The following is a 22,872-nucleotide window of genomic DNA, read 5'->3' as shown; positions in this document are numbered from 1 at the left end:
GTCAGTACACCCCTTCCACGGGGGTCGCGTCGCCGCTCACGGTGAGCGGCCGGATGTCGGCGAGGCCGTCCTGCGGGTAGGACTCCGTCGGCGCGATCCGCACCACGGAGTCGCGCTCCAGCGTCCAGGGCAGCAGCAGGTCGCGGGAGAGCAGGCTGATCCGGGCCTGCCCGCGCTCCCCGTGGCCGACCTCGGTCGTGGGGTGCTCCGGATCGACGACCCGGACCCGGCTGAAGGGGTGGAAGGGCACGAACACGCAGGTGCCGTCGGTCACTTGGGAGTCCGCCGAGGCCGGGCGCTGCGGCGCGATGCCCATCATGGTGTTGCCGTACAGGCCCACCACCGCGGCGTCGGGGAACACCTCGTCCTCCAGCGCCCGCAGCGTCTCGGGGCTGACACTGGTGCCCGCCCACACGATGCCGCGCACCTTGGCGCGCACCAGGTCGAGCAGGCGCTCGTCGGCGGCGATGGCCTCCAGCACGGGGGGCGTCGCGAACAGCACCGACACCGGCTGGGTGGAGAGCACGTCGCGCGCCTGGCCGAGGATGTGCCGCACGTAACGGCCCGCGTCCTCGCCGCGCCCCGCCTTCACCGCGGACTTCACCCAGCGCGGGTCGAAGTCGATGAAGTGGCAGAAGGTGCGCCGCAGTTGGGCCAGCAGGCCCACCGAGCGGCCCACGATGTGCGGGCCGGTCGGACCCAGGTGCAGCCAGTGCCCCTGCCCCTCGCCCGGCACGCCGTGCTCGGCGAGCACCTCGCTCACCCACAGCACGCCGTCGCGCCGCGACTGCGACTCCACGATGCGCTTGGGGCGGCCGGTGGTGCCGCCGCTGTCGAAGACCTGGAAGTCCCAGCCCTCGCGGCCCACCCCGGCGGGCACCAGGTCGTCGACGGAGATGTCCCGCCACTCCTCGCTCACGTCCGGGAACAGGTCCAGGTCCGCCCAGGTGCGCACGTCGGTCAGCGGGTCGAAGTCCAGCTCCGCCGCCCGCTTCACCCAGTACGGCGAACCCGTCTCCGGCGAGAAGTGCCAGCGCATCGCCGCGGCGACGAAGTCCTCGGGGGAGAGGGCGGCGTCGAAGGCGCCGTCCGGTGTCTGCTGCGTCATGCTTCCTCCTCGGTCGTGGGGAGCGCGGCTCAGACCTGCGCCAGGGAACGGGAACCGGCCGCCGGCAGGGTGCGTCCCACCGCCTCGGCGACCGGCCGCAGCCGGGTCATCAGCGCGGTGAACTCCTCGGCGCTGAGCGCCTGTCCGCCGTCGCACAGCGCGTGCCGGGCGTCGGTGTGCACGTCGATCAGCAACCCGTCCGCGCCGCACGACGCGGCCGCCAGCGACATCGGCGTGACCAGGTGCGGCTTGCCCGTGCTGTGGCTCGGGTCGACGATCACCGGCAGGTGGGTGAGCCGCTTGGCCTCCGCCACGGCGCTCAGGTCCAGCGTGAAGCGGGTGGCGCGCTCGTAGCTGCGGATGCCGCGCTCGCACAGCACGACGTCGCCGTTGCCGGTCTGCATCACGTACTCCGCCGCGAGCAGCCACTCCTCGACGGTCGCCGACATGCCCCGCTTGAGCAGCACCGGACGTCCCGACGCCCCCGCCGCGCGCAGCAGTTCGAAGTTCTGCATGTTGCGGGTGCCGATCTGGAGCATGTCGCTCTCCTCGGCCACGCTCTCCACGTCGCCCGGCGTGACGACCTCGGTGACCACCGGGAGGCCGGTGTGCCGGCGCTGCTCCGCGAGCAGCGCGAGGCCCGCGACCCCCATGCCCTGGAAGCTGTACGGGGAGGTCCGCGGCTTGAACGCGCCGCCGCGCAGCATGGCCGCGCCGCCCGCGACGACGGCCTCGCCGGAGGCGAACATCTGCTCGCGGCTCTCGACCGCGCAGGGCCCGGCGATCACGGTGAAGTCGCGTCCGCCGATCACGGCCTCGCCGGCCGGGCCCACCTTCACCTGGGTGTCCTCCGGGCGGAACGACCGGCTCGTCAGGCGCTGCTGGCCGGCGATCACCGTGACCCGCAGGACCCCCGGTGCCTGTTCGAGGGCGGACACCAGTTCCGGCGTGCCGCTCGTCGCGGTGACGAGCAGTGCCGCGTCGCCCGCCGCGGCGGACACCGTGACGAGCCCGTGCTCCCGGAGTGTTCCGGAGACGGACTCCAGCTCTTCTCGGGTTGCCCGCGGACGCATTTCCACGATCATGGGGAGCCTTCCAGACGGTCGGGCGGGTACGTGGTGCGGGGCGGCGCCGGGGCTGAGGAACCCGGCGCGCAGCGCCGCCGGAGAGGTCCGGCCGCGACGACCCCGCGACGTGCGCCGGAAACGTAACAACGCCCGCGGCGTCCCCGGCAGGGCGCTGGCAGCAAGCTGCCAACCTCCCTTCCCGCGCCCCCAACCCCCGTTCTGACGTGCTGAGATCGCCCGGCGTCCCCGACGTGGGGACGCGGTTCACCTGTCGACCGAGGGAGCGGACCGTGAAGGTCATCGACATCAGCCAGGGGTGGTACGAGGGGATGCCGTCGTACGACGCGCCCTGGTACCCGAAGTTCGGTGTGCGCCGTGCCATGACCCCGGAATCCGACCCCGCGGGCGGCGGGCGCACCTTCTCCGACCTGCACATCTTTCCGCACAACGGCACGCACGTGGAGTCCGGATTCCACTTCTTCGAGGACGGGGAGAAGATCGACGAGGTCCCCCTCGACACCCTCGTGGGCCGCGCCTGCGTCGCCGACCTGTCCGACAAGCGCGACCTCGACCCGGTCACCGGCGACGACCTGGAGAAGGCGCTGCGCGACGTGTGGCAGCGCGGCGACCGGCTCCTCGTGCGCACCGACCACCCGCTGCGCTACCTCGGCCGCGAGGACTACTGGGACAAGCCCCCGTACCTGACCGTGTCCGCCGCCGACTGGGCCGTCGACAACGGCGCCGTCCTGGTCGGCATGGACTGCATCACCGAGCGCCCCGACGACCGCAGCGGCCAGGTGCACCGCCGGCTGCTCGGCGCCGGCATCCCGATCCTGGAGAACATCCAGAACCTCGACCAGATCGGCAGCCCGGTCGCCCACCTGATGGCCCTGCCCATCAAGGTCGCCGGTGTCGAGGCAGCCCCCGCGCGCGCCGTGGTCGTCGAGGGATGGCCGAGCTGAACGGGAACCGGGCGGCCCGCCACGACACGGCGGGCCGCTCGTGAGCGGGCTGACGGCCGTGTCCATCACCCGGGCGACGACGTCGACCGAGGCCGCCGTCGACGAGGCGCTCGACCTGCTCGGCGATCCGCTGGCGGACGTCGGCCGCGGTGACCGCGTCGTCATCAAGCCGAACATGTTCCAGCGCAAGCCCGGCTTCCGCACCAGCCCCGAGCTGCTGTGCGCGGTCGCGGCCCGTGCCGCCGCCCGGGGCGCCGAGGTCTACGTGGCCGAACGCACCCACGTGCTCAAGGAGATCCTCGACGGCGCGCCCGTCCACCGCCACGCCAAGGTCGTCAGCTTCGACGACCGGCCGCTGCGCGTGGTGCAGGTGCCCGGCGCCACCTCGCTGCGCGTGCCGATCGCCGTCCCGGACCTCGTCCTCGACTGCGACTTCTTCATCGGGGCGCCCCAACTGCGCACCCACTCCAGCGTGGTGCTCACCAACGCGATGAAGAACCTGGTCGGGCTGCTCCCCGGATTCACCACCCGCATCGTGCACATGGCGGGGGTGGAGGAGGCCCTCGTGGACCTCAACCAACTGCGCCCGCAGCACCTGGTGGTGTGCGACGCGACGACCGTCATCGAGGACAACTACCCGATGGAGGGCACCACTCGGGACGTCGGACTCGTCGCCGCCTCCCGCAACGCGGTCGCCATGGACACCACGATGGCGGCGGTCGCGGGCGTCGGCTCCTGGGAACTGGCCTACCTGCGCGACGCGCACGCCCGGGGGCTCGGCCCCATCGACCTCGCCGACATCGACGTGCGCGGCACACCGGTGGAGGACGTGGCGTTCGGCATCCGCCGCGCCCCGGTCGACCTCACGCCGCCCCGCGAGGGCATCCACCTGCACGCCGAGTCCGCGTGCGACGACTGCCGCCGCTGGCTCGCCGCCGCGATGCATCTGCTGCGCTCCGAACTCCTCGCCTATCCGGGGGAGTTGACCATCCTGTCCGGCCCCATGGAACGGCTGCCCGCACTGCGCGGCGCGGTCGTCCTGGTCGGCAACGCGATGTACGAGCACCGCGACGCCGGCATCTACCTGGAGGGCTGCCCGCCGCGTGCCATCCAGACCGCCGGGCTGCGCCACGCGATGGGGGCCCCGGTCACCGAGGCGGAGTCCACCCAGTTCCGGGTGCCGAGACAGGGCACCGAACCGCACACCGACGGCGGGCCCGCCCGGCCGCCACTGGAGGAGTGGGTCTGACATGGTGATCACCGTTCCCGTCCTGCGCGACGGGCGGGAGTGCGCCTCGCGCGACACCCGGACGCTGCACGACGTGCACGGCGACCCGCTCGCCGAGGTGCACGAGGCTCCCGCCCTCACCACCCGCCTCGCCGTGCGGGCCATGCACCGGGCGGAACCCGTCGCCCAGGACGAACGCACGGCCCAACTCGCCAAGGCAGGCGAGCTGTTCGCCTCGGCCACCCTCGGCGGGGAGACCCCCGAGGAGTACTGCCGCGCGCAGGCCCTCGGCTCCGGCGTGCCCGTCGCGGTGGCCCGCCGGGCCCTGGAGCGGACCGGCGGCGACTGCGCCCTGCTCGGCGAGGTCGTCGCCCGGCAGACCCCGTCCGGCACCGGCGGCACGGCCCGCTGGGCCCGCCGGGGCACCGTGCTCGGGGTGGTCGCGCCCAGCAACCACCCCGGCACGCACGGCGCGTGGCTCCAGGCGCTCGCCATGGGCTACCGGGTGGCGGTACGTCCCGGCACCCGCGACCCGTTCACCCCGCTGCGCCTGGTCAGGGCACTGCTCGCGGCCGGCCTCGAACCGCACGGCGCGAGCCTGCTGCCCGGCTCGCACACCGCCGCCGACGCACTCGTCGAGGCGGCCGGCCTCTCCCTCGTGTACGGCAGCGAGGCCACCGTGGCACGGCTGCGCGGCGACGCGCGGGTGCTGGTGCGCGGCCCCGGACGCAGCAAGTTCCTGGTGGACACCCCGCTCGACGACGCCGTCCTCGACCACCTCGTGGAGGAGATCGCCTCCGACGGCGGCGTGCGCTGCACCAACACCACCGCCGTGTTCACCTCGGGCGACCCCCGCGAACTCGGCGCGGCGCTCGCGGAGCGGCTGGCCCGGCTGCCCGCCCACCCGGTCACCGACGGGCGTGCCGTACTGCCGGTGCGCCCGGCCGCGGAGGCCGCGGGACTGCGGGCCGCCCGGGACCGCGCGGCGGCGGGGGCGGCCGACCTCACCGCCGGCCACTACGGGGCGGACGGCCCGCTCACCCCCGTGGGCGGCGACGGTGTCGCGCTGCGGCCCTCGGTGACCGTCCTCGACGACACCGCGCACCCCGCCCTCGGCACCGAACTCCCCTTCCCCTGCGTATGGGTGGCGCCCTGGCGGCCGGCGGACGGCATCGCGCCGCTGGACGACTCGCTCGCCCTGACGCTGCTCACCGGACGCGAAGGACTCGTCGCGCAGGCCCTCGCGTCACCGGGCGTGCGCACCGTCCTGCACGGCCGGGTGCCCCAGTGGTGGCGGGACCCGTACCTGCCGCACGACGGGCACCTCGGCCAGTTCCTCATGGAGGCACGCGGCTACGCGGCCGCGTAGCCGCGCCCGCCCTCCCGGACAGGGCGGTGCGCCGGAGCTCCCGCGGCGTCGGTTTTCCCCCCGCCACCGGCGTCCCGGCCCGGCGCACCGCCCGCACCAACCGCCGTACCGGACACCCGCGTTCGGCCCGTACCGCCGTGCCATCCGCCCGCGCGGGCCCGCCCCGCGATCCGCCCCGGACAGAGAGATCCGCCCATGGCCACAGGAACCGCAACCCTCGCCGACGTCGAAGCAGCCGTGCGCGAGATCACCGCGTCCGTGCTGGACCTGCCCGACGTCGAGTGCGACGCCAACCTCCTGGAACTCGGCGTGGACTCGTTCGTCGCGACCCGCATCGTGGCCGCGCTGCGCACCCGTTTCGACACCGAGGTCCCGCTGATCCTGCTCTTCGAGGAGCCCGAGGTCGCGGTCTTCGCCGAGTCGGTGCACGACCTCGTCGTGAACGGGCCGGAGGACTGAGCGATGGGCGTACCGGGGGAGTTCCCCTACGACGCGGGGATCCATCCGGCCGGGTACACCACCCGGCTGTGGACCATGCGCCAGCTCGCGGGCCTGTGCACCGCCGAGTCCACCAACGCCCGCTTCACCTACCTGCTGGAGATGGGCGAGAGCGGCCTGTCCCTCGCCTTCGACCTGCCGACCCAGCTCGGCCTCGACCCGGACGACCCCGCCGCCCTCGGCGAGGTGGGCCGCACCGGCGTGTCCGTCGCCACCGTCGACGACCTGGCCCGGGTCTTCGACGGCATCCCCCTGGACCGGGTGTCGGTGTCGTTCACCATCAACGCCACCGCGCCGATGCTGCTCGCCATGTGGATCGTCCTCGCCGAGGAGACCGGCGTACCGCCCGCCGCCCTGCGCGGCACCCTCCAGAACGAGATGCTCAAGGAGTTCCTCGCCCGCAAGGCGTACGTGTACGACCTGCCCACCAGCCTGCGGTACGCGCTCGACGTCATGGAGCACTGCCTGCGCGAACTGCCCGGCGTCAACCCGGTGTCCGTCTCCGGCGGTCACGCCCGCGAGGCCGGCGCGGACGCCGCCCTGGAGGTCGCCTGCGCGCTGGCGAGCGTCGACGAGTACCTGGGCGGCATGGTCGCGCGCGGTCACGCCGCGGAGGCCGTCGCCGCCCGGTTCAGCTTCATCTTCGGCACCGACATGGAACTCCTCAAGGAGGCCGCCAAGTTGCGGGTGGCCCGCCGCCGGTACGCCGAACGCATGCGGGACCGCTGGGGCGCCCGCGACCCGCGCGCCCTCAAACTGCGCACCCAGGTCAACACGTTCGGCTCGGCGCTCGCCTACCAGGAACCCCTCAACAACATCGTGCGCGCCACCGTGCAGGCCGTCGCGGCCGTTCTCGGCGGCACCCAGTCGCTGCACGTGTGCAGCTTCGACGAGGCCGCCCAGACCCCCGGGCCGCTGGGCGCCCGGATCGCCCTGCGCACCCAGCAGATCCTCGCCGAGGAGACCGATCTCGCCCGCTACGCCGACCCGTTGGGCGGCTCCCACGTGATCGAGGCACTGGTGGAGGAGGTGGGCGGGGAGGTGGACGAGTGGCTGGCCCGCATCGAGGCGCGCGGCGGGATGGCCGCGTGCGTGCGCAGCGGCTGGCTGGAGGGCGAGATCGAGGAACTCGCCTTCCGCGACCCCGGCCCCACCGTGGGCGTGCGGAACCCGGCCCCCAGCGCCTCCGAGTCCGCCCTGCTCGCGGCGGAGCGGCACACCGTCACCGGCGGCAGCCGCGACGTCCACCGCCCGCCGTGGGGGCCCGAGCTGGACCGCCTGCGCGCCGACGCCGCGGCCGGCCGCAACGTCCTGCCCGCGATGGTCGAGGCGGTCCGCGTGCGCGCCACCATCGGGCAGTTGTGCACCGCCCTGCGGCCCGCGGGCCCCGTACCGTCCCCCACGTCGTCCAGTCGGGAGAGCGATGAGTGAGCTTCTCGTTGACGCGGTGCGCCGGGGTGCCGGCCCCCGCGAACTGCTGGCCTGCCCGGTCCCGGAGTCCTATCGCGCCGTCCATCTGCGGCGCGCGGACGAGGAGTTGTTCCGCGGGCTGCCCCGGGACGCCAAGGACGTGCGCGAGTCGCTGCACGTCGGCGAGGTCCCCATGCCCGAACTCGCCCCGGACGAGGTGCTGGTGGCGGTGATGGCGGCGGCCGTCAACTACAACACCGTCTGGTCCGCGCTCTACGAGCCGGTGTCCACCTTCCGGTTTCTGGAGCAGTTCGCCCGGCGCGGCGGCTGGGCGGCCCGCCACGACCGCGACCAGCAGGTCGTCGGCTCCGACGCGTCGGGCGTCGTCGTGCGGGTCGGCAGCGCGGTACGGCACTGGAAGCCGGGCGACCGCGTCGTGGTCAACCCGCCCTACATCGACGACCAGGACCCCGACGCCCAGCGCGACGGCATGCTCACCGACTCCATGCTCGCCTGGGGCTTCGAGACCAACTTCGGTGCCTTCGGCGACTTCGCGGTGGTGCGCGCCACCCAGCTCGTGCCGAAGCCGCCGCACCTGTCCTGGGAGGAGGCGGCCTGCAACACGCTCTGCCTGGGCACCGCCTACCGCATGCTGATCGGCGAGCGCGGCGCCCGCATCAAGGCCGGCGACGTGGTGCTGATCTGGGGTGCGGCCGGCGGACTAGGCTCGTACGCCGTGCAGTTGGCCCGGCAGGCGGGCGCGATCGCCGTCGGCGTGGTCGGCTCGGACAGCAAGGCCGACCTGCTCACCGACCTCGGCTGCCACGCGGTGGTCAACCGCAACGCGGTGGGCCTCGGCGACGACGACAGCGATCCCGGCACCGCCTGGAAGGCGCTCGGCTCGGCGGTGCGGCGCGCGGTCGGGGAGGACCCGCACGTGGTCTTCGAGCACGTGGGCCGGGCCACCTTCGAGACCTCGGTGAACGTGGTGCGGCGCGGCGGCACCGTGGTCACCTGCGGCTCCAGCAGCGGTTACCGGCACTCCTACGACAACCGCTACCTGTGGATGCGGCTGAAGCGGATCATCGGCAGCCACGGCGCCAACATCCACGAGGCGTGGGAGGCCAACCGGCTGCTGCGGCTCGGCATGGTCGTGCCCGCGCTGTCCACCGTCTACCCGCTGGAGCAGGCGGGCGAGGCCACCCGCTCGGTGCAGCTCAACCGGCACGAGGGCAAGGTCGGGCTGCTGGTCCTCGCCGACGGGGAGGACCAGGGCGTCGAGGACCGGGACCTGCGTGAACGGACCGGTGAGGACCGGCTGCGCCTCTTCCGCCGCCACGCGGCGTCGAACCCGGCTCATCCGCACGGGAGTTCGGGCCGCGTCCGCGGAGCGGTCCCGGCCACGAGCGCGGCCGCCGTCCCCGCGCCGGTGACGGCCGCGGCCCCGGGACCGGACCGGTGAGCGCGCCGCCGCCTGCTACCCCGGCGCCCGCGCCGGGGCGCCTGTCCGCCGCCTCCGCCGCGGCCCGCGGCTCCGTGCCCGCCGCCTTCCGGCGCCGGGCCGCCGCGGCCCCCGGGGACGTCGCCCTCGCCGACGGCCGACACCAGTACACCTACGGCGAGTTGCGGCACCGCGCGGACACCCTCGCGCGCGCCCTCGGCGCCGCCGGGGTGGCCCCGGGCGACCGTGTCGTGGTCTGCCTGGAGCGGTCGGCGGCACTGGTCACCACCCTGCTCGCCGTCCTCGCCGCGGGCGCCGTCTGCCTGCCCGTCGACCCGGGGGAGGCGCCCGCCCGGCTGGACACCGTCCTCGACGACGCCGGAGCGGCCGTCGCCGTGTGCGACGCGACGGGGCGCGCCCTGCTCGCCGGACGCGCCCTGCGCCACGTCGCCCCGGACGCCCCCGCGCCCCCCGGTCCGCCCGCGCCGCTGCCGGAACCGGGCCCCGAGGACGTGGCGCTGCTGATGTACACCTCCGGCTCCACCGGCCGCCCCAAGGGCGTGATGGTCCCGCACCGTGCGGTCGTCAACCTGGGGACCGACCCGAACTACGCCGAACTCGGCCCGGAGGACCGGGTGCTGCACCTGGCGCCGGTGGCCTTCGATGCCTCGACGTTCGAGATCTGGGGCGCCCTGCTCGCGGGCGCGCGGCTGGAGGTCGCCCCGCCCGGCCCCCTCGCCCCCGCCGCGCTGGGCGCGGTGCTGCGGGAGCGCGGCATCACCGTGCTGTGGCTGACCGCCGCGCTCTTCCACCGCCAGGTGGACGAGGCCCCGGAGTCCCTCACCGGCCTGCGCACCCTGCTGGCCGGCGGGGACGTGCTGTCGCCCGCGCACGTGCGCGCGCTGCGCGCCGCCGCCCCCGGCCTCGCGCTCGTCAACGGCTACGGCCCCACCGAGGCGACCACCTTCAGCCTGTGCCACCGCGTCGGCCCCGACGAGGAGTTCCCCCGCTCGGTGCCCGTGGGACGGCCCGTCCAGAACACCGCCGTCCGGCTGTGGGACGAGCGGGGCGCCCCCGTCCCGGACGGCACCCCCGGCGAACTGTGGATCGGCGGCGCCGGCGTGGCCCTCGGGTACTGGCGCGACGCGGCCCGCACCGCCGAACGGTTCGTGCCCGACGCGCGCGGCGACCTCTGGTACCGCAGCGGCGACCTGGCCGTGCGGCGCCCGGACGACGGCGTCGTGGAGTTCCTCGGGCGCACCGACGGCCAGGTCAAACTGCACGGCCACCGCGTGGAGCCCGGCGAGGTCGAGCACGCCCTCACGGGCCACCCCGCCGTGCGCCGCGCGGCGGTCGCGCTGCGCGTCAACCACCTCGGCGACCCGCGCCTGGTCGCCTGGGTGGTGCCCGCGGGCGACTGGGAACGCCGTGCGCTGCGCGCCCACCTGCGGGAGCGGCTGCCCGCCCACATGGTCCCCGCGGTCTTCCTGCCGGTGGACGAGCTGCCCGTCACCACGAACGGCAAGGTCGACCGGCAGGCGCTGCCGGACCCGGACTGGCGCCGCAAGGAGAACTATGTCTGAGCCCCGACTCCCCTCCCCGGAACCGCCGTTCGGGGCCCCCGCGACACCGCTCGCCCGCGCCGTCGCCGACGCCTACCGGGAGGTGCTCGGCATCGACGGCATCGAACCCGACGACGACTTCTTCGACCTCGGCGGCGACTCCCTGACCGCCGCCCGCCTCGCCGCCCTGCTGCACGACCGCCTCGGACACGACCTGTCCCCGGCCGACGTGTTCGACCTCCCGACGATCTCCGCCCTCACCCACGAACTGGAGCGCCGCCGTGCCGACGCCTGAGACCGCGCCCCCAACACCGCCCGCCGCGCCCCGCGGCCGCCGTGACGTCCGGCTGTGGATCGGCGGCACCAGCGTCTCCATCTTCGGCGACGCGGCCCTGTGGATCGCCGTCGGCGTCTGGGTCAAGGACCTCACCGGCTCCAACGGCGCCGCCGGCCTGGCCTTCGCCGCGTACGTCATGCCCCGGCTCGGCGCCCCCTTCCTCGGCCTGGTCGTGGACCGCTTCCGCCGCCGCCCGCTGATCGTCCTGCTCAACCTGGTGCTCAGCGTGTGGGTGCTGCTGGCGCTGTTCGTGCACGACGAGGGCGGCGTCTGGCTGCTGTACCTGGTGTTGTTCGGCGTCGGACTCGGCGTCGGCATGCACAACGCGGCCGGCAGCGCCCTGCTGACGAACCTGGTCCACAAGGACGAACTGGGCCGCGCCAACGCCCTGTTGCGCACCATGCAGGAGGGCGGCATGCTCGTCGCCCCCGCCGTCGGCGCCTTCCTCTACCTGCGCCTGGGCGCCCACGTGGTGGCCGTCACCGAGTCCGTGACGTTCCTGGTGTGCGCCCTGTGCGTGTTCGCGGTGCGGGTCGAGGAGCCCGACCCCGAACCGCCCACGGGCAGCCGCACCGAGGCACTGGCCGCCGGGGTGCGGCACCTCGCCGCCACCCCCCGGCTGCGCGCGGTGTGCCTCACCATGGCGGGCGGCCTGCTCGGCTTCGGGTTCATCGAGACGGTCATCTACGCCGTCGCCGACCAGGGACTGCACCGCAGCGCCGCGTTCGTCGGCGTCCTCACCGTCGCCAAGGGCGCCGGCTCCGTCGCGGGCGGCGTGCTCGCCACCCGGCTCCTCAAGCACCTCGCGCCCGGCGAGGAGGCCCTGCTCACGGTGTTCGGGCTGTCCCTGATGGCGGCCGGCGTCGCCCTGCTGATCCTGCCCGGCGTCGCCCTCGCCCTGACCGGCGTCGTCGTGATCGGCCTGGGCATCCCCGGCGCGGTCGTCGGCCTCTACACCTCCGTGCAGCGCTACTCGCCCGCGAACCTCCAGGGCCGGGTGGCCGCCGCCACCAGCATGCTCGCCACCACGCCCCAGGTGCTGGCCGTGTTCACCAGCGCGGTCCTCGTCGCGCACGTCGACTTCCGGGTCCTGCTCGCCGTGATGGTCGTCCTCATCGGCTCCAGCGCCTCCTACCTCGCGGTGCGCCGCCGTTCCTTCGCGGCCCCCGCCCCGGCCCCGACGGAAGTGGAGACGACCGCGTGAGCACCCCGCCCCTCGCGCTGCCCCTGACGCCCCAGCAACGGGGCGTGTACTTCCTGCACTGCCTGGCACCGGACAGCGCCGTCTACAACGTCCCCGTGGTGCTGCGCGTCCGCGGCCCGCTGGATCCGCTGCGGCTCCAGCGGGCGGTGGACCTGCTGCGCCTGCGACACGACGCGCTGCGGCTGACCGTCGAGGAACACGACGGCGGCGTACGGCAGTTGGTGCACACGGCGGAGGACGCGGCGCCCGTCCGGGTCCGCGTGACCGCCCGGCCCGGCGCCGACCCGCGCGAGGCCGCCATGGTGGCGGTGCGGCACGCCGCCGAACCCTTCGACCTGGTGCGGGGACCGCTGTGGCGGGTCGACCTGGTGAGCACGGCCCCCGAGGACCACGCCCTCGTCTTCTGCTTCCACCACATCGTCGTCGACGAGATCTCCGCCACCACCCTCGCCGGTGAACTGCACCGCGCCTACGAGGACCCCGCCCTCCTCGACCCGGCCGGACCGGAACACTCCTACGCGCGGTTCTGCGCGGAACGCCCCGCCGCGCCCGACGCCGGGGGGCTCGCCTTCTGGCGGCGCCGCCTGGCGGGCCTGCTGCCCCTGCCGCTGCCGGAGGAACACGTCCCGGAGGAGCACGGCCTGTTCACCGGCGACCGGGTGCCCTTCACGGTGCCCGCCCGGGTGGCCGACCGGCTCACCGAGGTGTGCCGGACGCACCGCGTCTCGGAGTTCATGGTCTTCCACGCCGTCCTCCAGGTACTGCTGCACCGCTGGACCGGCAGTGAGGACATCGCGGTCGGCACCCCCATGAGCGGACGCACCGACGAACGCTTCCTGGACACCGTGGGGTTCTTCCAGAACACCGTCGTACTGCGCCAACAGGTCACCCCCGGGCAGGACTTCGCCGCCCTGCTCAAGGCGGGCCGGCGCACCGTCCTGGAGGCGCTCCAGCACCAGGAGACCCCCTTCGAGGCGGTCGTCGACGCGCTGCGCCCCGCCCGCGAGGGCTCCCGCAACCCCCTCTTCCAGGTCGCCCTCGTCTTCAACCGCCGCAAGGTGGAACAGGACTGGACCCTGCCCGGCCTGACGGTGGAACCGCTGCCCTTCCCCTGGAAGTCCTCCCACTTCGACCTCACCCTGACCCTCCAGCACGACCGGGACGAGATCACCGGCAGCTTCGCGTACAGCGCGCAACGCCTGACCCGCCCCACCGCGGCCCGCCTCGCCTCGATGTACCTCCGGCTGCTCGAAGGGCTGCTCGACGACCCTCAACTAACCTGTGGAGACGCGGAGTTGCAGACGTCCGAGGAGCGGGCCCGGGTGCTCGCCCTGGGCCGCGCGGCCGGCCGGCACGTACTGGACGAGCGGCTGCGGCCCCTGCCGCAGGGCTGCTACGGGCAGGTGTGGACCGGCGACCCGGAGACCGGCGAGGTGACGCCGACCGGCGAACGGGCCCGCTTCGACGCCGACGGCCGGCTCCGGCCCTGGCGCGACCCCGCCGAGGCCGCGCTCGCCGCGCAGCCCGGCGTGGCACGGGCCCTGGTCGCCGAGGAGGCGGGCGAACGGGTCGGCTACGCGGTCCCCGCCCCCGGCACCGGACTCCCCGCCGCCCGCGAACTGCTGGCCCGGCTCCAGCAGCGCGTTGCCGCCCACCTGGTACCGCAACGCGTCGTGCTGTGCGCCGAGTTGCCGCCCGCTCCGGACGGCCGGGTGGACCCGGCCACGGTGACCGCTCCGGCCGGCACCGGGGACGCGCAGGACCCCGGCGACGAGAAGCCGCGCGGCGCGACCGAGCGGTGCGTCGCCGCCCTCTTCGAGGAACTCCTCGGCGTGCCCGGACTCGGCCGCCACGACGACTTCTTCGACTACGGCGGCCACTCGCTGCTCGCCGTGCGGCTGGCCGGCCGGATCGGCGAGGAGACCGGCCGCGAACTGCCCGTCTCGGTGCTGATGAAGACCCCGACGGTGCGCGGCGTGGCGGCGGCCCTCGACGCGGCGCACCGGGGCGGCCCCGGGGTGGTCGTCCAACTCCGCGACGGCGCACCGGCGTCGGCCCCGGATGCCGCACACCCGGTGACGGTGGTCCTGCTGCACCCGGTCGGCGGCACCCTGCTGTGCTACGACGAACTCCTCGCCCGGCTGCCGGCCGCCGTCCCCGTGGTCGGCCTGGAGCGCGCCGCCGGACCGCACCCCGAGGACACCACGTACGACGCGCTCGTCGACCGCTACGCCACCGCCCTCGCCGCGGCCCTGCCCGGCCGCCGCATCGCACTCGTCGGCTGGTCGCTGGGCGGGGTGCTGGCCCACTCGGTCGCCGCCCGGCTCACCGGACTCGGCCACGACGTCGCCCTGCTGGCCCTCGTCGACTCGCTCGCCGGACGCACCCCGGACGACGCGGAACGCCTGGCCCTCGGCCGCGACCTGCTCGACGAACTCGCTGCCCGGGTCGAGGAGTTCGGCAGCGACGTGGTGGGCGCCGACGACACCGAACTGCTGCTGGTGCGGCGCCTCGGCGTCGACCCGGCGGCGCTGCGCCGCACCCCGCCCGGACAGGCGGCCGCCATGCTGCGCGGCTGGGGCGAACTGCTCGGCCTGGCCGCCGGGTGCCGCCCCGTGCCCGTCACCGTCCCCACCCGGCTCTACCTGTGCCGGGACAACCCGCCCGGCTATCCGGACGAACTGGCGGCGAGCTGGCGGGGGTTGACCGGCCCGACCGGGCGGATACCGGTCCCCGGCGCGCACGTCGAGGCACTGGACGCCCCCGCGGCCACCGTGATCGCGGCGGACCTGACCGCCGCGCTGGCGGCGGCGGAAGCCGGGCGGGCCGGCGCGGTGGCGGCGTCGTGACCGCGCCGTTCGCCCCCGACTGGTACCGCTCCGCCGGCGTCCGCTCCCGGCCGCGCCGGATGCTGGACGAGGACCTCGACGCGGGGCTCCACGTCTTCCCCGAGCACCTGGTGCCGCACCTGCGCCACGAGGCACTGGCCGGCATCGGCGAGACGGCCCGGCGGACGCTGCTGGCCCAGCACTTCTACCAGTACATGCTGTTCACCACGCACCTGGAGACCAAGGTGGTCAACCGGGGCGCGGCGATGATCGCGCACGGCGAGACCGACCTCGACCTCGACCACCGCGACCGGCAGGACGCCTTCAAGATCTACTGCGACGAGGGCTACCACGCGCTGTTCAGCATGGACGTGGTCCGCCAGGTCGAGAAGAGCCTCGCCGTGCCCGTCCTGCCGTACGACTTCGCGCCCCGCGAGGCCCGCCTCGCGGAGACCGGGCAGCGCTTCCTGCCCGGCCGTGAACGCCTCGCGCAGTTGCTCCAGGTGGTCGCCTTCGAGACGGTGGTGACGCGCTACCTGGCGCAGATCCCGCGCGACGAGGGCGTGTTCAGGGTCGTGCGCGCGGTGGTCGGCGACCATGTCGACGACGAGGTCCACCACCACGCCTACTTCGTCCACTTCTTCAGGGAACTGTGGGCCGGGCTCGACCCCCGGCTGCGCGTCGAGGTCGCCTGTGCGATGCCGCACCTGGTCGACGACTGCCTGCGCCCCGACCTGGCCCCGGTGCGGCAGGCGTTGCTCGCCGCCGGGGTGGACGCGGCCACGGCGGACGCGGTCCTGGACGACTGCTACCGCGAGGAGTCGCTGGCGGCGGCGGTCCGCGACGGAGGCCGGCACACCCTGCGGCTGTGCGAGTCGGTGGGGGCGTTCGACATTCCGGAGGCGCGCGAACAGGCGTACCTGCTGGGCCTGTTGGACCGGTAACGGGGCGGGCGGCGGCTCCCGGGGCTCAGGTGGCGGGTGCCGCCGCCGTCCCGCCGAGGTCCACCTCGGCCGGGGCCGGCCACCCCGCCGGCCAGTGGCGGCGGACCGTGCGCCGCCAAGTGCGGTTGTCGGCAGGGGTGTTGGTGTTGGCGGTCAGGGTGAGCCGCACCCGGGGTGCGGGGGGTGTGCCGTCCGCCCCCGTGCGTCCCAGGTCGACGTGCGCGTGTTCCACCCCCGGCAGCGCGGCCAGCGCGAACTCCACCTCGGCCGCCACCGCCCGGCGCCCCACCCAGTCCCGTACCCGCCCGGCGTCGCCCAGCAGCCGTACCCGGTCGTGTCCGTCGATCCACGCCGTGAACGTGCCCGGCCGCGGGTCGCCCACGTGCCCCAGCCGGCCGGGCACGCCCCGCGGCAGGACCCGCCCGTCGGCGGTGGTGACCCGCAGCGCGAGTCCCGGCGCGGGACGGGCCAGCCACAGGCCGAGGGGGTCGTCGGGGTGCCACGCGCACGCGCCGAGCCGTCCCAGGACCGGGTCGGCCAGCTCCAGCCGCAGTGGCCCGACGCGGCGGGACAGTGCCGCCGCGCGCGCCGTCGGCTGGAACTCCGCGACGCCGCCGTGCACTTGAGGGGCCGGACCGGGAAGGTCTTCGGCGGCCGGTGCCGTCACGTGGCCCTCGACCAGTGCCGACAGGGGCGCGTCCGGGTGTTCCACCGCGCGTGCCAGCAGCCGCGCGTACCCGTCGGTGAACCGGGCCGCCGCGGCCGGGGACAGGACGGACGCCGCGTGGTCGAGCCGCCCGTACACGGCGTCCGGCTCGCGCCGCAGTTGCACGATCAGGTCGAAGGAGCGGGTGGAGTTCGGCGCGAAGAAGTCCCACACCGCGTCCAGGCCGGGCACCTCGCCGAGGTCCGCCGCCACGGACGGGTACGACACCCCGACCCCGTCGAAGGCGCCCCGCGTGACATCGACGCCGTGCCGTCGCCGCAGCTCGCGCAGTACCCACGAGAACGGCACCCGCCGGAAGCGCCGTACCGTCGCGAGTGCCTCCCCGGCCACCGCGAGCAGCCGGCGGAACGTGGTGCCGGGCGGCACGTCGAGCAGGCACGGCACCACGTTCACCTGGAGGCCGATCCGGTCCCGGGTGCCGGGCAGGCTCGTGTCCACCGGGACGCCCAGCACGAAGCGGTCGTTGCCGTGGGCGTGCAGGAGGGCGGCCACTCCGGCGAGCAGTCCGGTGAACATGCTGACGTCCGCCCGCGCGGTCAGCTCGCGCAGCCGCGCGGCGGTCGTCGCGGACAGGTCGAAGCGCGGCGTGGGCAGCACCGGGGCCCCGGCCGCGCGCGGCGGCGCGTCGTCGCGCGGCAGTGCCAGGCCGGGCAGCCGCGGCAGGTCGGCGGCAAGCCAGTGCCCGACCACGCTGTCCAGTTCGGCCGCGTCGACGGGCTCACGCGTGGCCCGCGGGGCCGCGGGCGCGGGCGTGCCCGGGTGCTGCCCTCCCGGGTGTTGCCGTTCGGCCCGCAGTGCCGCGAGGAAGGCCCGCGCGAAGACGAACTTCGACCGCCCGTCGAAGGCGATGTGGTGCACGCCGAGGACGAGGGTGCGGCGACCGGGGCCGTGGTCGAGGAGCGCGTGCGCGACCGGTGCCCGGACGGTCAGGTCCCACGGTCCCGCGCGGTGTTCGCGGTACCAGGCGCGGGCCGCGTCGCGCTCGGTGCCCTCGGCGGCCGGCAGCCGCACCGTCTCGAACTCCAGGACCTCGGCGACGGGGCGGACCGACAGGAACACGTCGTCGCCCCTCGTCACCACCAGCGCGCGGGTCTGCGGATGCGCCGCGCACACCGTCGCGCAGGCCGCCCGTACCTGGTCGGCCGTCACCTCCCCGCGCAGCAGGACGGACAGGAAACCGCCGTTGACCTCGTCGGGGTGCAGCAGCTGCTCCAGCCAGATCGCCTCCTGGGCGGCGGACAGCGGCACCAGGTCCGGGTCCGGACCCGGCACCAGGTCCGGTTCGCGGTCCGCGTCCCGGTCAGCGGAGGACGGTTCCTGTTGCGGCGGCGCCGATGTCACCTCGGGCGACCTTTCCGTTGCGGGTGAGCGGGAGTTCACGGACCGTCAGGAACCGCACCGGCACCATGTAGTCGGGCAGTTCGGCGGCACACGCCGCGCGCAGCCGTGCCGCGTCGACCGTGCCGTCGCCGTCGCCGCCGGAGCCCAGGACGAGGTAGGCGTGCAGGGCGGTCGAACCGCCCCGGCGATGCCCCACCACGGCGGCGCGCCGCACGCCCGGGACCCGGCCGAGGACCGCCTCCACCTCGCCCGGTTCCACGCGGTAGCCGCGCACCTTGAGCTGGTCGTCGGTGCGGCCGACGAAGTGCAGCAGCCCGCCCTCCCGGCGCACCCGGTCCCCGGTGGCGTAGACGCGGAGCATCCGGCCGTCCACGTGCGGCAGCCGACGGAACCGCCGCGCGGTCAGCTCGTCGTCCCCGAGATACCCGACCGCCAACGCCCGCCCCGCGACCTGCAGTTCGGCCTCGTCGCCGTCCGCGAACGGGCGCAGCAGGCCGTCCGCCGACAGGCGCAGCAGCTCCGCGGAGACCGCCGCGGTGCCGAGCGGCGGGTGCACCGGCCAGCCGTCGGGGTCGCCGGGCGGCAGGCGGTACTCGGTGACCACGTGCGTCTCGCTGGGCCCGTACTGGTTGACGAGCGCGGCGTCGAGTCCCGCGAACAGCGCCCGCACCTCCGCGTTGACCACCAGCCGTTCGCCCGCCGTGACCACCTCGCGCAGCGCCTCCGGCCGGTGACCGGTCACCGGGACGGCCACCGCGAGGGAGAGCAGCGCCCCGACCGGCAGGAACGCGCGCGCGATCCGCCGCTCGGCGAGGAACTCCGCGAGCCGGAACGGGTCGAACCGCGTCGCGTCGTCGGCGACCACGAGCTCCGCGCCCGCGGCCCAGGTGGCCGCCAGTTCCTGGAATCCGACGTCGAACCCGACGGAGGCGGCGTGCAGGGTGCGGGGCGGCTCCGGGTGCCGCCAGCGGTCCCGGTGCCAGGCGGCGAGGTCCGCGAGGACCACGGGCGGCACGGCGACGCACTTGGGCGTGCCGGTCGACCCGGAGGTCGCCACCACGTAGGCGAGTGGCCCGTCCGACGCCGACGCGCCGGCCGGGAGCGGGAGTTGGCCCGACCCGTCGGCGGCTTCAACACCGATCCGGTCCACCGCCACCTGTTCCGCGTCCGCCGGCACGGGCGCGGTGTCCGGGTCGCGCAGCACCAGGCGGGTCCCCGCGGCCCGTACGATCCGCGCGAGCCGCTCCACCGGCAGCGCGGGGTCCAGCGGGTTGACGGCCGCGCCCGCCCGCCAGACGCCGAGCACCGCCGCGCAGCGCCACCAGCCGCGCGGGCCGAGCAGCCCCACGGTGTCCCCGGCGCGCACCCCGCGAGCGGCCAGCCCGGCCGCGATCCGCGCGGACTCCGCGTCGAGTTCGGCGTACCGGTGGGCGCGTCCGGCGTGGACCACCGCCACCCGGTCGCGGTGCCGGACGCAGGCCCCGGTCAGCAGTGCCACCAGGGAGTCCGGCGAAGGGCCGCCGCTCACAGGGCGACGGTGACGCCGGAGGCGAGCCAGTGGTGCAGCTGCACCGCCGCCTCGATGCTCATGCGGGTGACGCCGACCCGCAGCCCGAACGAGGGGTCGTCGAGCACCGCCGCCACCCTCGACGGCTCCAGGAGGTCGTTGACCGGGTTGGACCGGTCCGCGGTGATCGCGCGCAACTGCTCGCGCAGCGCGGTGCGGTAGGCCGGGTCCTGCACGGTGGGGAAGGGCGACTTGCGCCGCCGCAGCACGTCGTCCGGCAGCAGGTCGCGCACCGCGGCGCGCAGCAGGCTCTTCTCCCGGCCGTCGGCGACCTTCATGTCCCACGGCACGTTGTAGACGTACTCCGCGAGGACGTGGTCGCAGAACGGCACCCGCCCCTCCACCGAGGCGGCCATGCCCAGCCGGTCCTTGCGGTCCAGGATGACCCGCAGGTACCGGGTCATGTTGAGGTACGTGATCTCGCGCATCCGGCGCTCGCGCGGCGACTCGTCGCCGTTCAGGGGGACTTCGGCGAGCGCCTCGCGGTAGCGGTCGGCCGCGTGGCCGGGGAAGTCGAGGCGGTCGTGGACGTCGCGGCGCAGCAGGCCGGTGAGGAACTCCATCCGGTGCGAGGCGCCCAGCCACGGGAAGCCCTTCGCCCGCACGTAGTACGGGTCGTGGAACCACAGGTAGCCGCCGAAGAGTTCGTCCGACCCGTCGCCGGTGAGGGTCACGGTGGAGAACCGCCTGACCTCCTGCGAGAGCCGGTACAGCGAGACGTACATGTCGAGGCCCGCGACCGGCCGCTCCATCGCGCGCACCACCTCCGACTGCCCGGCGGGGTCGGTCAGATGGCCGCGGTCGACCAGCAACTCGCGGTGTTCCGTGCCCAGATGGGCGGCCATCTTCGCGACGTACGGGCTGTCGGGGGAGTCGTGCACCTCGTCGGGGCGGAAGTTGTCGAGGTGGTAGGCGAACTCCATGGAGAACGTCCGCAGCGGCTCCGCCCGCCCGTCCGCCGCCAGCACCCGGCCGGCCAGCGCGCACACCGCGCTGGAGTCGAGGCCGCCCGAGAGCATGGACGAGATCGGCACGTCGGCGGCGACCTGCGCGCGGACGATCTCCTCCAGCAGTTCGCGCACCCGGTGTTCGGTGGTGGCCAGGTCGTCGGTGTGCGGGGCGGGCGTGAAGTTCCAGTAGCGGTGCCGGCGCAGCCCGTCGCGCCCGCGGCGCACCACCTCGCCGGGCACGACCTCGCGCACACCGCGGAACGCGGCGCGGCCCGGGGTGGGGGTGAACGACAGTGCTTCGAGCAGCCCTTCGCCGTCGACGACCGGTGCCACCACCCCCGTCGTGAACAGCGCCTTGGGCTCCGAGCCGAAGGCGAACCCGTCCGGGGTGTCGGCGTAGAAGAGCGGGTAGATGCCGAACCGGTCGCGGATCAGCACCAGTTCCTCGGTGCGCACGTCCCAGACCGCGAAGGCGAACATGCCGCGCAGCCGTTCGGCGCAGGCCGCACCCCACTCCTGGTAGGCGCGCAGCACCACCTCGGTGTCACTGCGTTCGCGGAACTCGTGGCCCCGGCGCCGCAGTTCGGCGCGCAGCTCGTCCGCGTTGAACACCTCGCCGGTGTAGCTGAGCACCACCGTGGCCGCGCCGGACGGATCGGTGGCCACCATCGGCTGGTTGCCGCCGGTCAGGTCCACCACCGCGAGCCGCCTGGGCACCAGCAGCGCCCGCGGCGCCACCCACTCGCCGACGGCGTCCGGGCCGCGCAGCGCGAGCGCCCCGCGCATCGCGGCGAGGACCTCCGTACGGCGGGACAGATCCTCGGTGTACGAGATCAGACCGACGATGCCGCACATGACAGGCCACCCCCAGGCGTGGAACAACCGACAGAACCCGGCCGACGGAATCCGGCCGACAGAACCCGCGAGAACGTCCGCCGGGAGCGGGACGTGAGCCAGACAGTAGGCGAGCGCGTCCCGCCCCAGGCGCCCCTGACAGCTTCCGGCCACATCCGCCCAGCCCCCTTGCGGGGCGCGTCCCGCCCGCACCCGCCGCCCGCACCCGCCGCCCGGCCCACGCCCCGGCCCCGTGGGGTCCCGCGCACACGTGCGGGCCGCCGTCCCGCAGGAACGGCGGCCCGCACGCCGACCGACGACGCACCCGTCGCGCGGTCGTGACTGCTCTCACCCATCACCCGCCCCGCGGGACCTCCCTCAGGTCCGGGCCGCGGATGCTCCGCTCACGGCATCTCCGGCCGGCGGAACGTGTCACCGTCGCCGATCTCGTCGGTGCCCTCCATCTCGATGCCCTCGGTGTCGATGCGCTCCTTGCGCACCCGGCCGTGGACGGTCTCGGTCTCGGTGTGCTCCTCGACGCTCAGCCGTACGCGCTCGACGGCCACCGCCTCGGTCTCCACCACGGGCCGTTCCTCGTAGAGGGTGACCTCCTGTTCGGCCTCCATGATCTCCGGCCCGGTCAGGGCGGCGTCACGGTCCGCCTGCGTGATCGGCTCGCGGACGACGTAGACCTCCTCGTGGCGCAGCGGCACGCTCTGCTCCACCTCCTCGGAGACCACGTACTTGCGCAGCCGCGCGCGGCCCGCCTCGTGGCGTTCGACGCCGACCCGCATGCGTTCCTCGGAACGGGTCATCGAACCGTCCGCGTCCAGGCCGGAGCGGATCGTGGCGTCGTCGTCCACGACGGCGCCCGTCGGCATGTCCCCGACCATGCCGGGCCTGGCCGCGAGGTCGGCGTCGGCCGTCAGGTCGGCCTCGTCGGTCAGCCCGCGGTACCCGCCCGCACCGGTGCCGGTGTCCGTCACGCCGGCGTCCATGCCCGCGTCCGTGCCGGTCGCGTCCCTGTCCTTGTCCAGGTCCGTGCCGGTGTCCCGGTCGCCGGACGTCGCCGCCGCGGCCCCCACCGCGCCCGCCGCGCCCGCGGCCGGTGTCGCCGCCCAGCCGTCGCCGCCGGGGCGGTTGGCCCTGGCCCACGCCTGGTCCCAGGCGACGCCGTAGTAGTCGTACAGCCGGTGTTCCTCGTCCTCGGAGAGATGGCCGCCCGAGTCGATGTCGACGTTGGGCGCGCCCTTCACCTTGTCCTTGGCGTAGGGCACCTCCAGGTGGTCGCCCGCCAGCGCCGCCTCACGAGTGGGGACGAAGGACTCGCTGGATCCGAACCAGCCGGTCTTCACGCTCACCCACTCCGGCATGCCGGTCGCGTCGTCGAGAAAGACGTGTTTGGCTTCGCCGATCTTGTTGCCGTCGCTGTCGAAGACGGCATGGCCCAGGACGGCCGGTATCTGCTCTTGGGTGATCACAGTCCATCACCCTC

The 22,872-nt window shown here is 74.9% G+C and carries 17 protein-coding genes; 11 read left to right on the top strand and 6 right to left on the bottom strand.

Annotation, left to right across the window (positions count from 1 at the left end):
- Position 1: 1 nt before the first annotated feature.
- A complete protein-coding gene (locus ACFZA0_RS26655; protein ID WP_391021486.1) occupies positions 2 to 1,108 on the bottom strand; it encodes a phenazine biosynthesis protein in 1,107 nt (368 codons plus the stop codon).
- A 29-nt stretch (positions 1,109 to 1,137) separates the two neighbouring features.
- Complete coding sequence (gene aroF, locus ACFZA0_RS26650; RefSeq protein ID WP_391021484.1) at positions 1,138 to 2,181, bottom strand: 3-deoxy-7-phosphoheptulonate synthase; 1,044 nt, start codon at positions 2,179 to 2,181, stop codon at positions 1,138 to 1,140.
- A gap of 284 nt (positions 2,182 to 2,465) precedes the next feature.
- Between aroF and ACFZA0_RS26645 the strand changes: the two genes are divergently transcribed.
- The 11 genes from ACFZA0_RS26645 to ACFZA0_RS26595 all read left to right on the top strand — a co-directional run bounded on the left by ACFZA0_RS26645 (position 2,466) and on the right by ACFZA0_RS26595 (position 15,958).
- Positions 2,466 to 3,137 carry a cyclase family protein gene (locus ACFZA0_RS26645; RefSeq protein WP_391021482.1) on the top strand — a complete coding sequence of 224 codons (672 nt, stop codon included), beginning with the start codon at positions 2,466 to 2,468 and terminating at the stop codon, positions 3,135 to 3,137.
- Between the two features lie 40 nt (positions 3,138 to 3,177).
- Entirely contained in the window at positions 3,178 to 4,386 is a 1,209-nt protein-coding gene (locus tag ACFZA0_RS26640; protein WP_391021480.1) for a DUF362 domain-containing protein, read from the top strand.
- 1 nt (position 4,387) lies between these two features.
- Positions 4,388 to 5,734, top strand: coding sequence for an aldehyde dehydrogenase family protein (locus ACFZA0_RS26635; protein WP_391021478.1), 1,347 nt, complete (start codon positions 4,388 to 4,390; stop codon positions 5,732 to 5,734).
- 195 nt (positions 5,735 to 5,929) lie between these two features.
- A complete protein-coding gene (locus ACFZA0_RS26630; protein WP_391021476.1) occupies positions 5,930 to 6,193 on the top strand; it encodes a phosphopantetheine-binding protein in 264 nt (87 codons plus the stop codon).
- Between the two features lie 3 nt (positions 6,194 to 6,196).
- Complete coding sequence (locus ACFZA0_RS26625) at positions 6,197 to 7,663, top strand: methylmalonyl-CoA mutase family protein (RefSeq protein WP_391021474.1); 1,467 nt, start codon at positions 6,197 to 6,199, stop codon at positions 7,661 to 7,663.
- Complete coding sequence (gene ccrA / locus ACFZA0_RS26620) at positions 7,656 to 9,104, top strand: crotonyl-CoA carboxylase/reductase (RefSeq protein WP_391021472.1); 1,449 nt, start codon at positions 7,656 to 7,658, stop codon at positions 9,102 to 9,104. The genes ACFZA0_RS26625 and ccrA overlap by 8 nt, the downstream gene beginning before the upstream one ends.
- Complete coding sequence (locus tag ACFZA0_RS26615; RefSeq protein WP_391021470.1) at positions 9,101 to 10,666, top strand: amino acid adenylation domain-containing protein; 1,566 nt, start codon at positions 9,101 to 9,103, stop codon at positions 10,664 to 10,666. The genes ccrA and ACFZA0_RS26615 overlap by 4 nt, the downstream gene beginning before the upstream one ends.
- Positions 10,659 to 10,940: a phosphopantetheine-binding protein gene (locus ACFZA0_RS26610; RefSeq protein ID WP_391021468.1), complete on the top strand. Its 282-nt coding sequence runs from the start codon at positions 10,659 to 10,661 to the stop codon at positions 10,938 to 10,940. Before ACFZA0_RS26615 ends, ACFZA0_RS26610 begins: the two co-directional genes overlap by 8 nt.
- On the top strand, positions 10,927 to 12,186 hold the full coding sequence (locus tag ACFZA0_RS26605) for an MFS transporter (RefSeq protein WP_391021466.1): 1,260 nt from the start codon (positions 10,927 to 10,929) through the stop codon (positions 12,184 to 12,186). The genes ACFZA0_RS26610 and ACFZA0_RS26605 overlap by 14 nt, the downstream gene beginning before the upstream one ends.
- A complete protein-coding gene (locus ACFZA0_RS26600; protein ID WP_391021464.1) occupies positions 12,183 to 15,035 on the top strand; it encodes an alpha/beta fold hydrolase in 2,853 nt (950 codons plus the stop codon). The genes ACFZA0_RS26605 and ACFZA0_RS26600 overlap by 4 nt, the downstream gene beginning before the upstream one ends.
- On the top strand, positions 15,032 to 15,958 hold the full coding sequence (locus tag ACFZA0_RS26595) for a diiron oxygenase (protein WP_391021462.1): 927 nt from the start codon (positions 15,032 to 15,034) through the stop codon (positions 15,956 to 15,958). Before ACFZA0_RS26600 ends, ACFZA0_RS26595 begins: the two co-directional genes overlap by 4 nt.
- Positions 15,959 to 15,983: 25 nt before the next feature.
- Here the strand turns inward: ACFZA0_RS26595 and ACFZA0_RS26590 are convergent, their stop codons facing one another.
- The 4 genes from ACFZA0_RS26590 to ACFZA0_RS26575 all read right to left on the bottom strand — a co-directional run bounded on the left by ACFZA0_RS26590 (position 15,984) and on the right by ACFZA0_RS26575 (position 22,858).
- On the bottom strand, positions 15,984 to 18,026 hold the full coding sequence (locus ACFZA0_RS26590) for a condensation domain-containing protein (RefSeq protein ID WP_391021460.1): 2,043 nt from the start codon (positions 18,024 to 18,026) through the stop codon (positions 15,984 to 15,986).
- Positions 17,986 to 19,554, bottom strand: coding sequence for an AMP-binding protein (locus ACFZA0_RS26585; RefSeq protein WP_391021458.1), 1,569 nt, complete (start codon positions 19,552 to 19,554; stop codon positions 17,986 to 17,988). Before ACFZA0_RS26585 ends, ACFZA0_RS26590 begins: the two co-directional genes overlap by 41 nt.
- Positions 19,551 to 21,398: an asparagine synthase (glutamine-hydrolyzing) gene (gene asnB, locus ACFZA0_RS26580; protein ID WP_391021456.1), complete on the bottom strand. Its 1,848-nt coding sequence runs from the start codon at positions 21,396 to 21,398 to the stop codon at positions 19,551 to 19,553. Before asnB ends, ACFZA0_RS26585 begins: the two co-directional genes overlap by 4 nt.
- A 383-nt stretch (positions 21,399 to 21,781) precedes the next feature.
- The gene (locus ACFZA0_RS26575; protein WP_391021454.1) at positions 21,782 to 22,858 is read right to left on the bottom strand and encodes a DUF2382 domain-containing protein; all 1,077 of its coding nucleotides are present in this window, start codon (positions 22,856 to 22,858) and stop codon (positions 21,782 to 21,784) included.
- Positions 22,859 to 22,872: the final 14 nt, after the last annotated feature.

Source organism: Streptomyces sp. NPDC008150, assembly GCF_042956945.1.
Taxonomy (GTDB): domain Bacteria; phylum Actinomycetota; class Actinomycetes; order Streptomycetales; family Streptomycetaceae; genus Streptomyces.
This window is presented reverse-complemented; position numbering and strand designations above follow the sequence as displayed.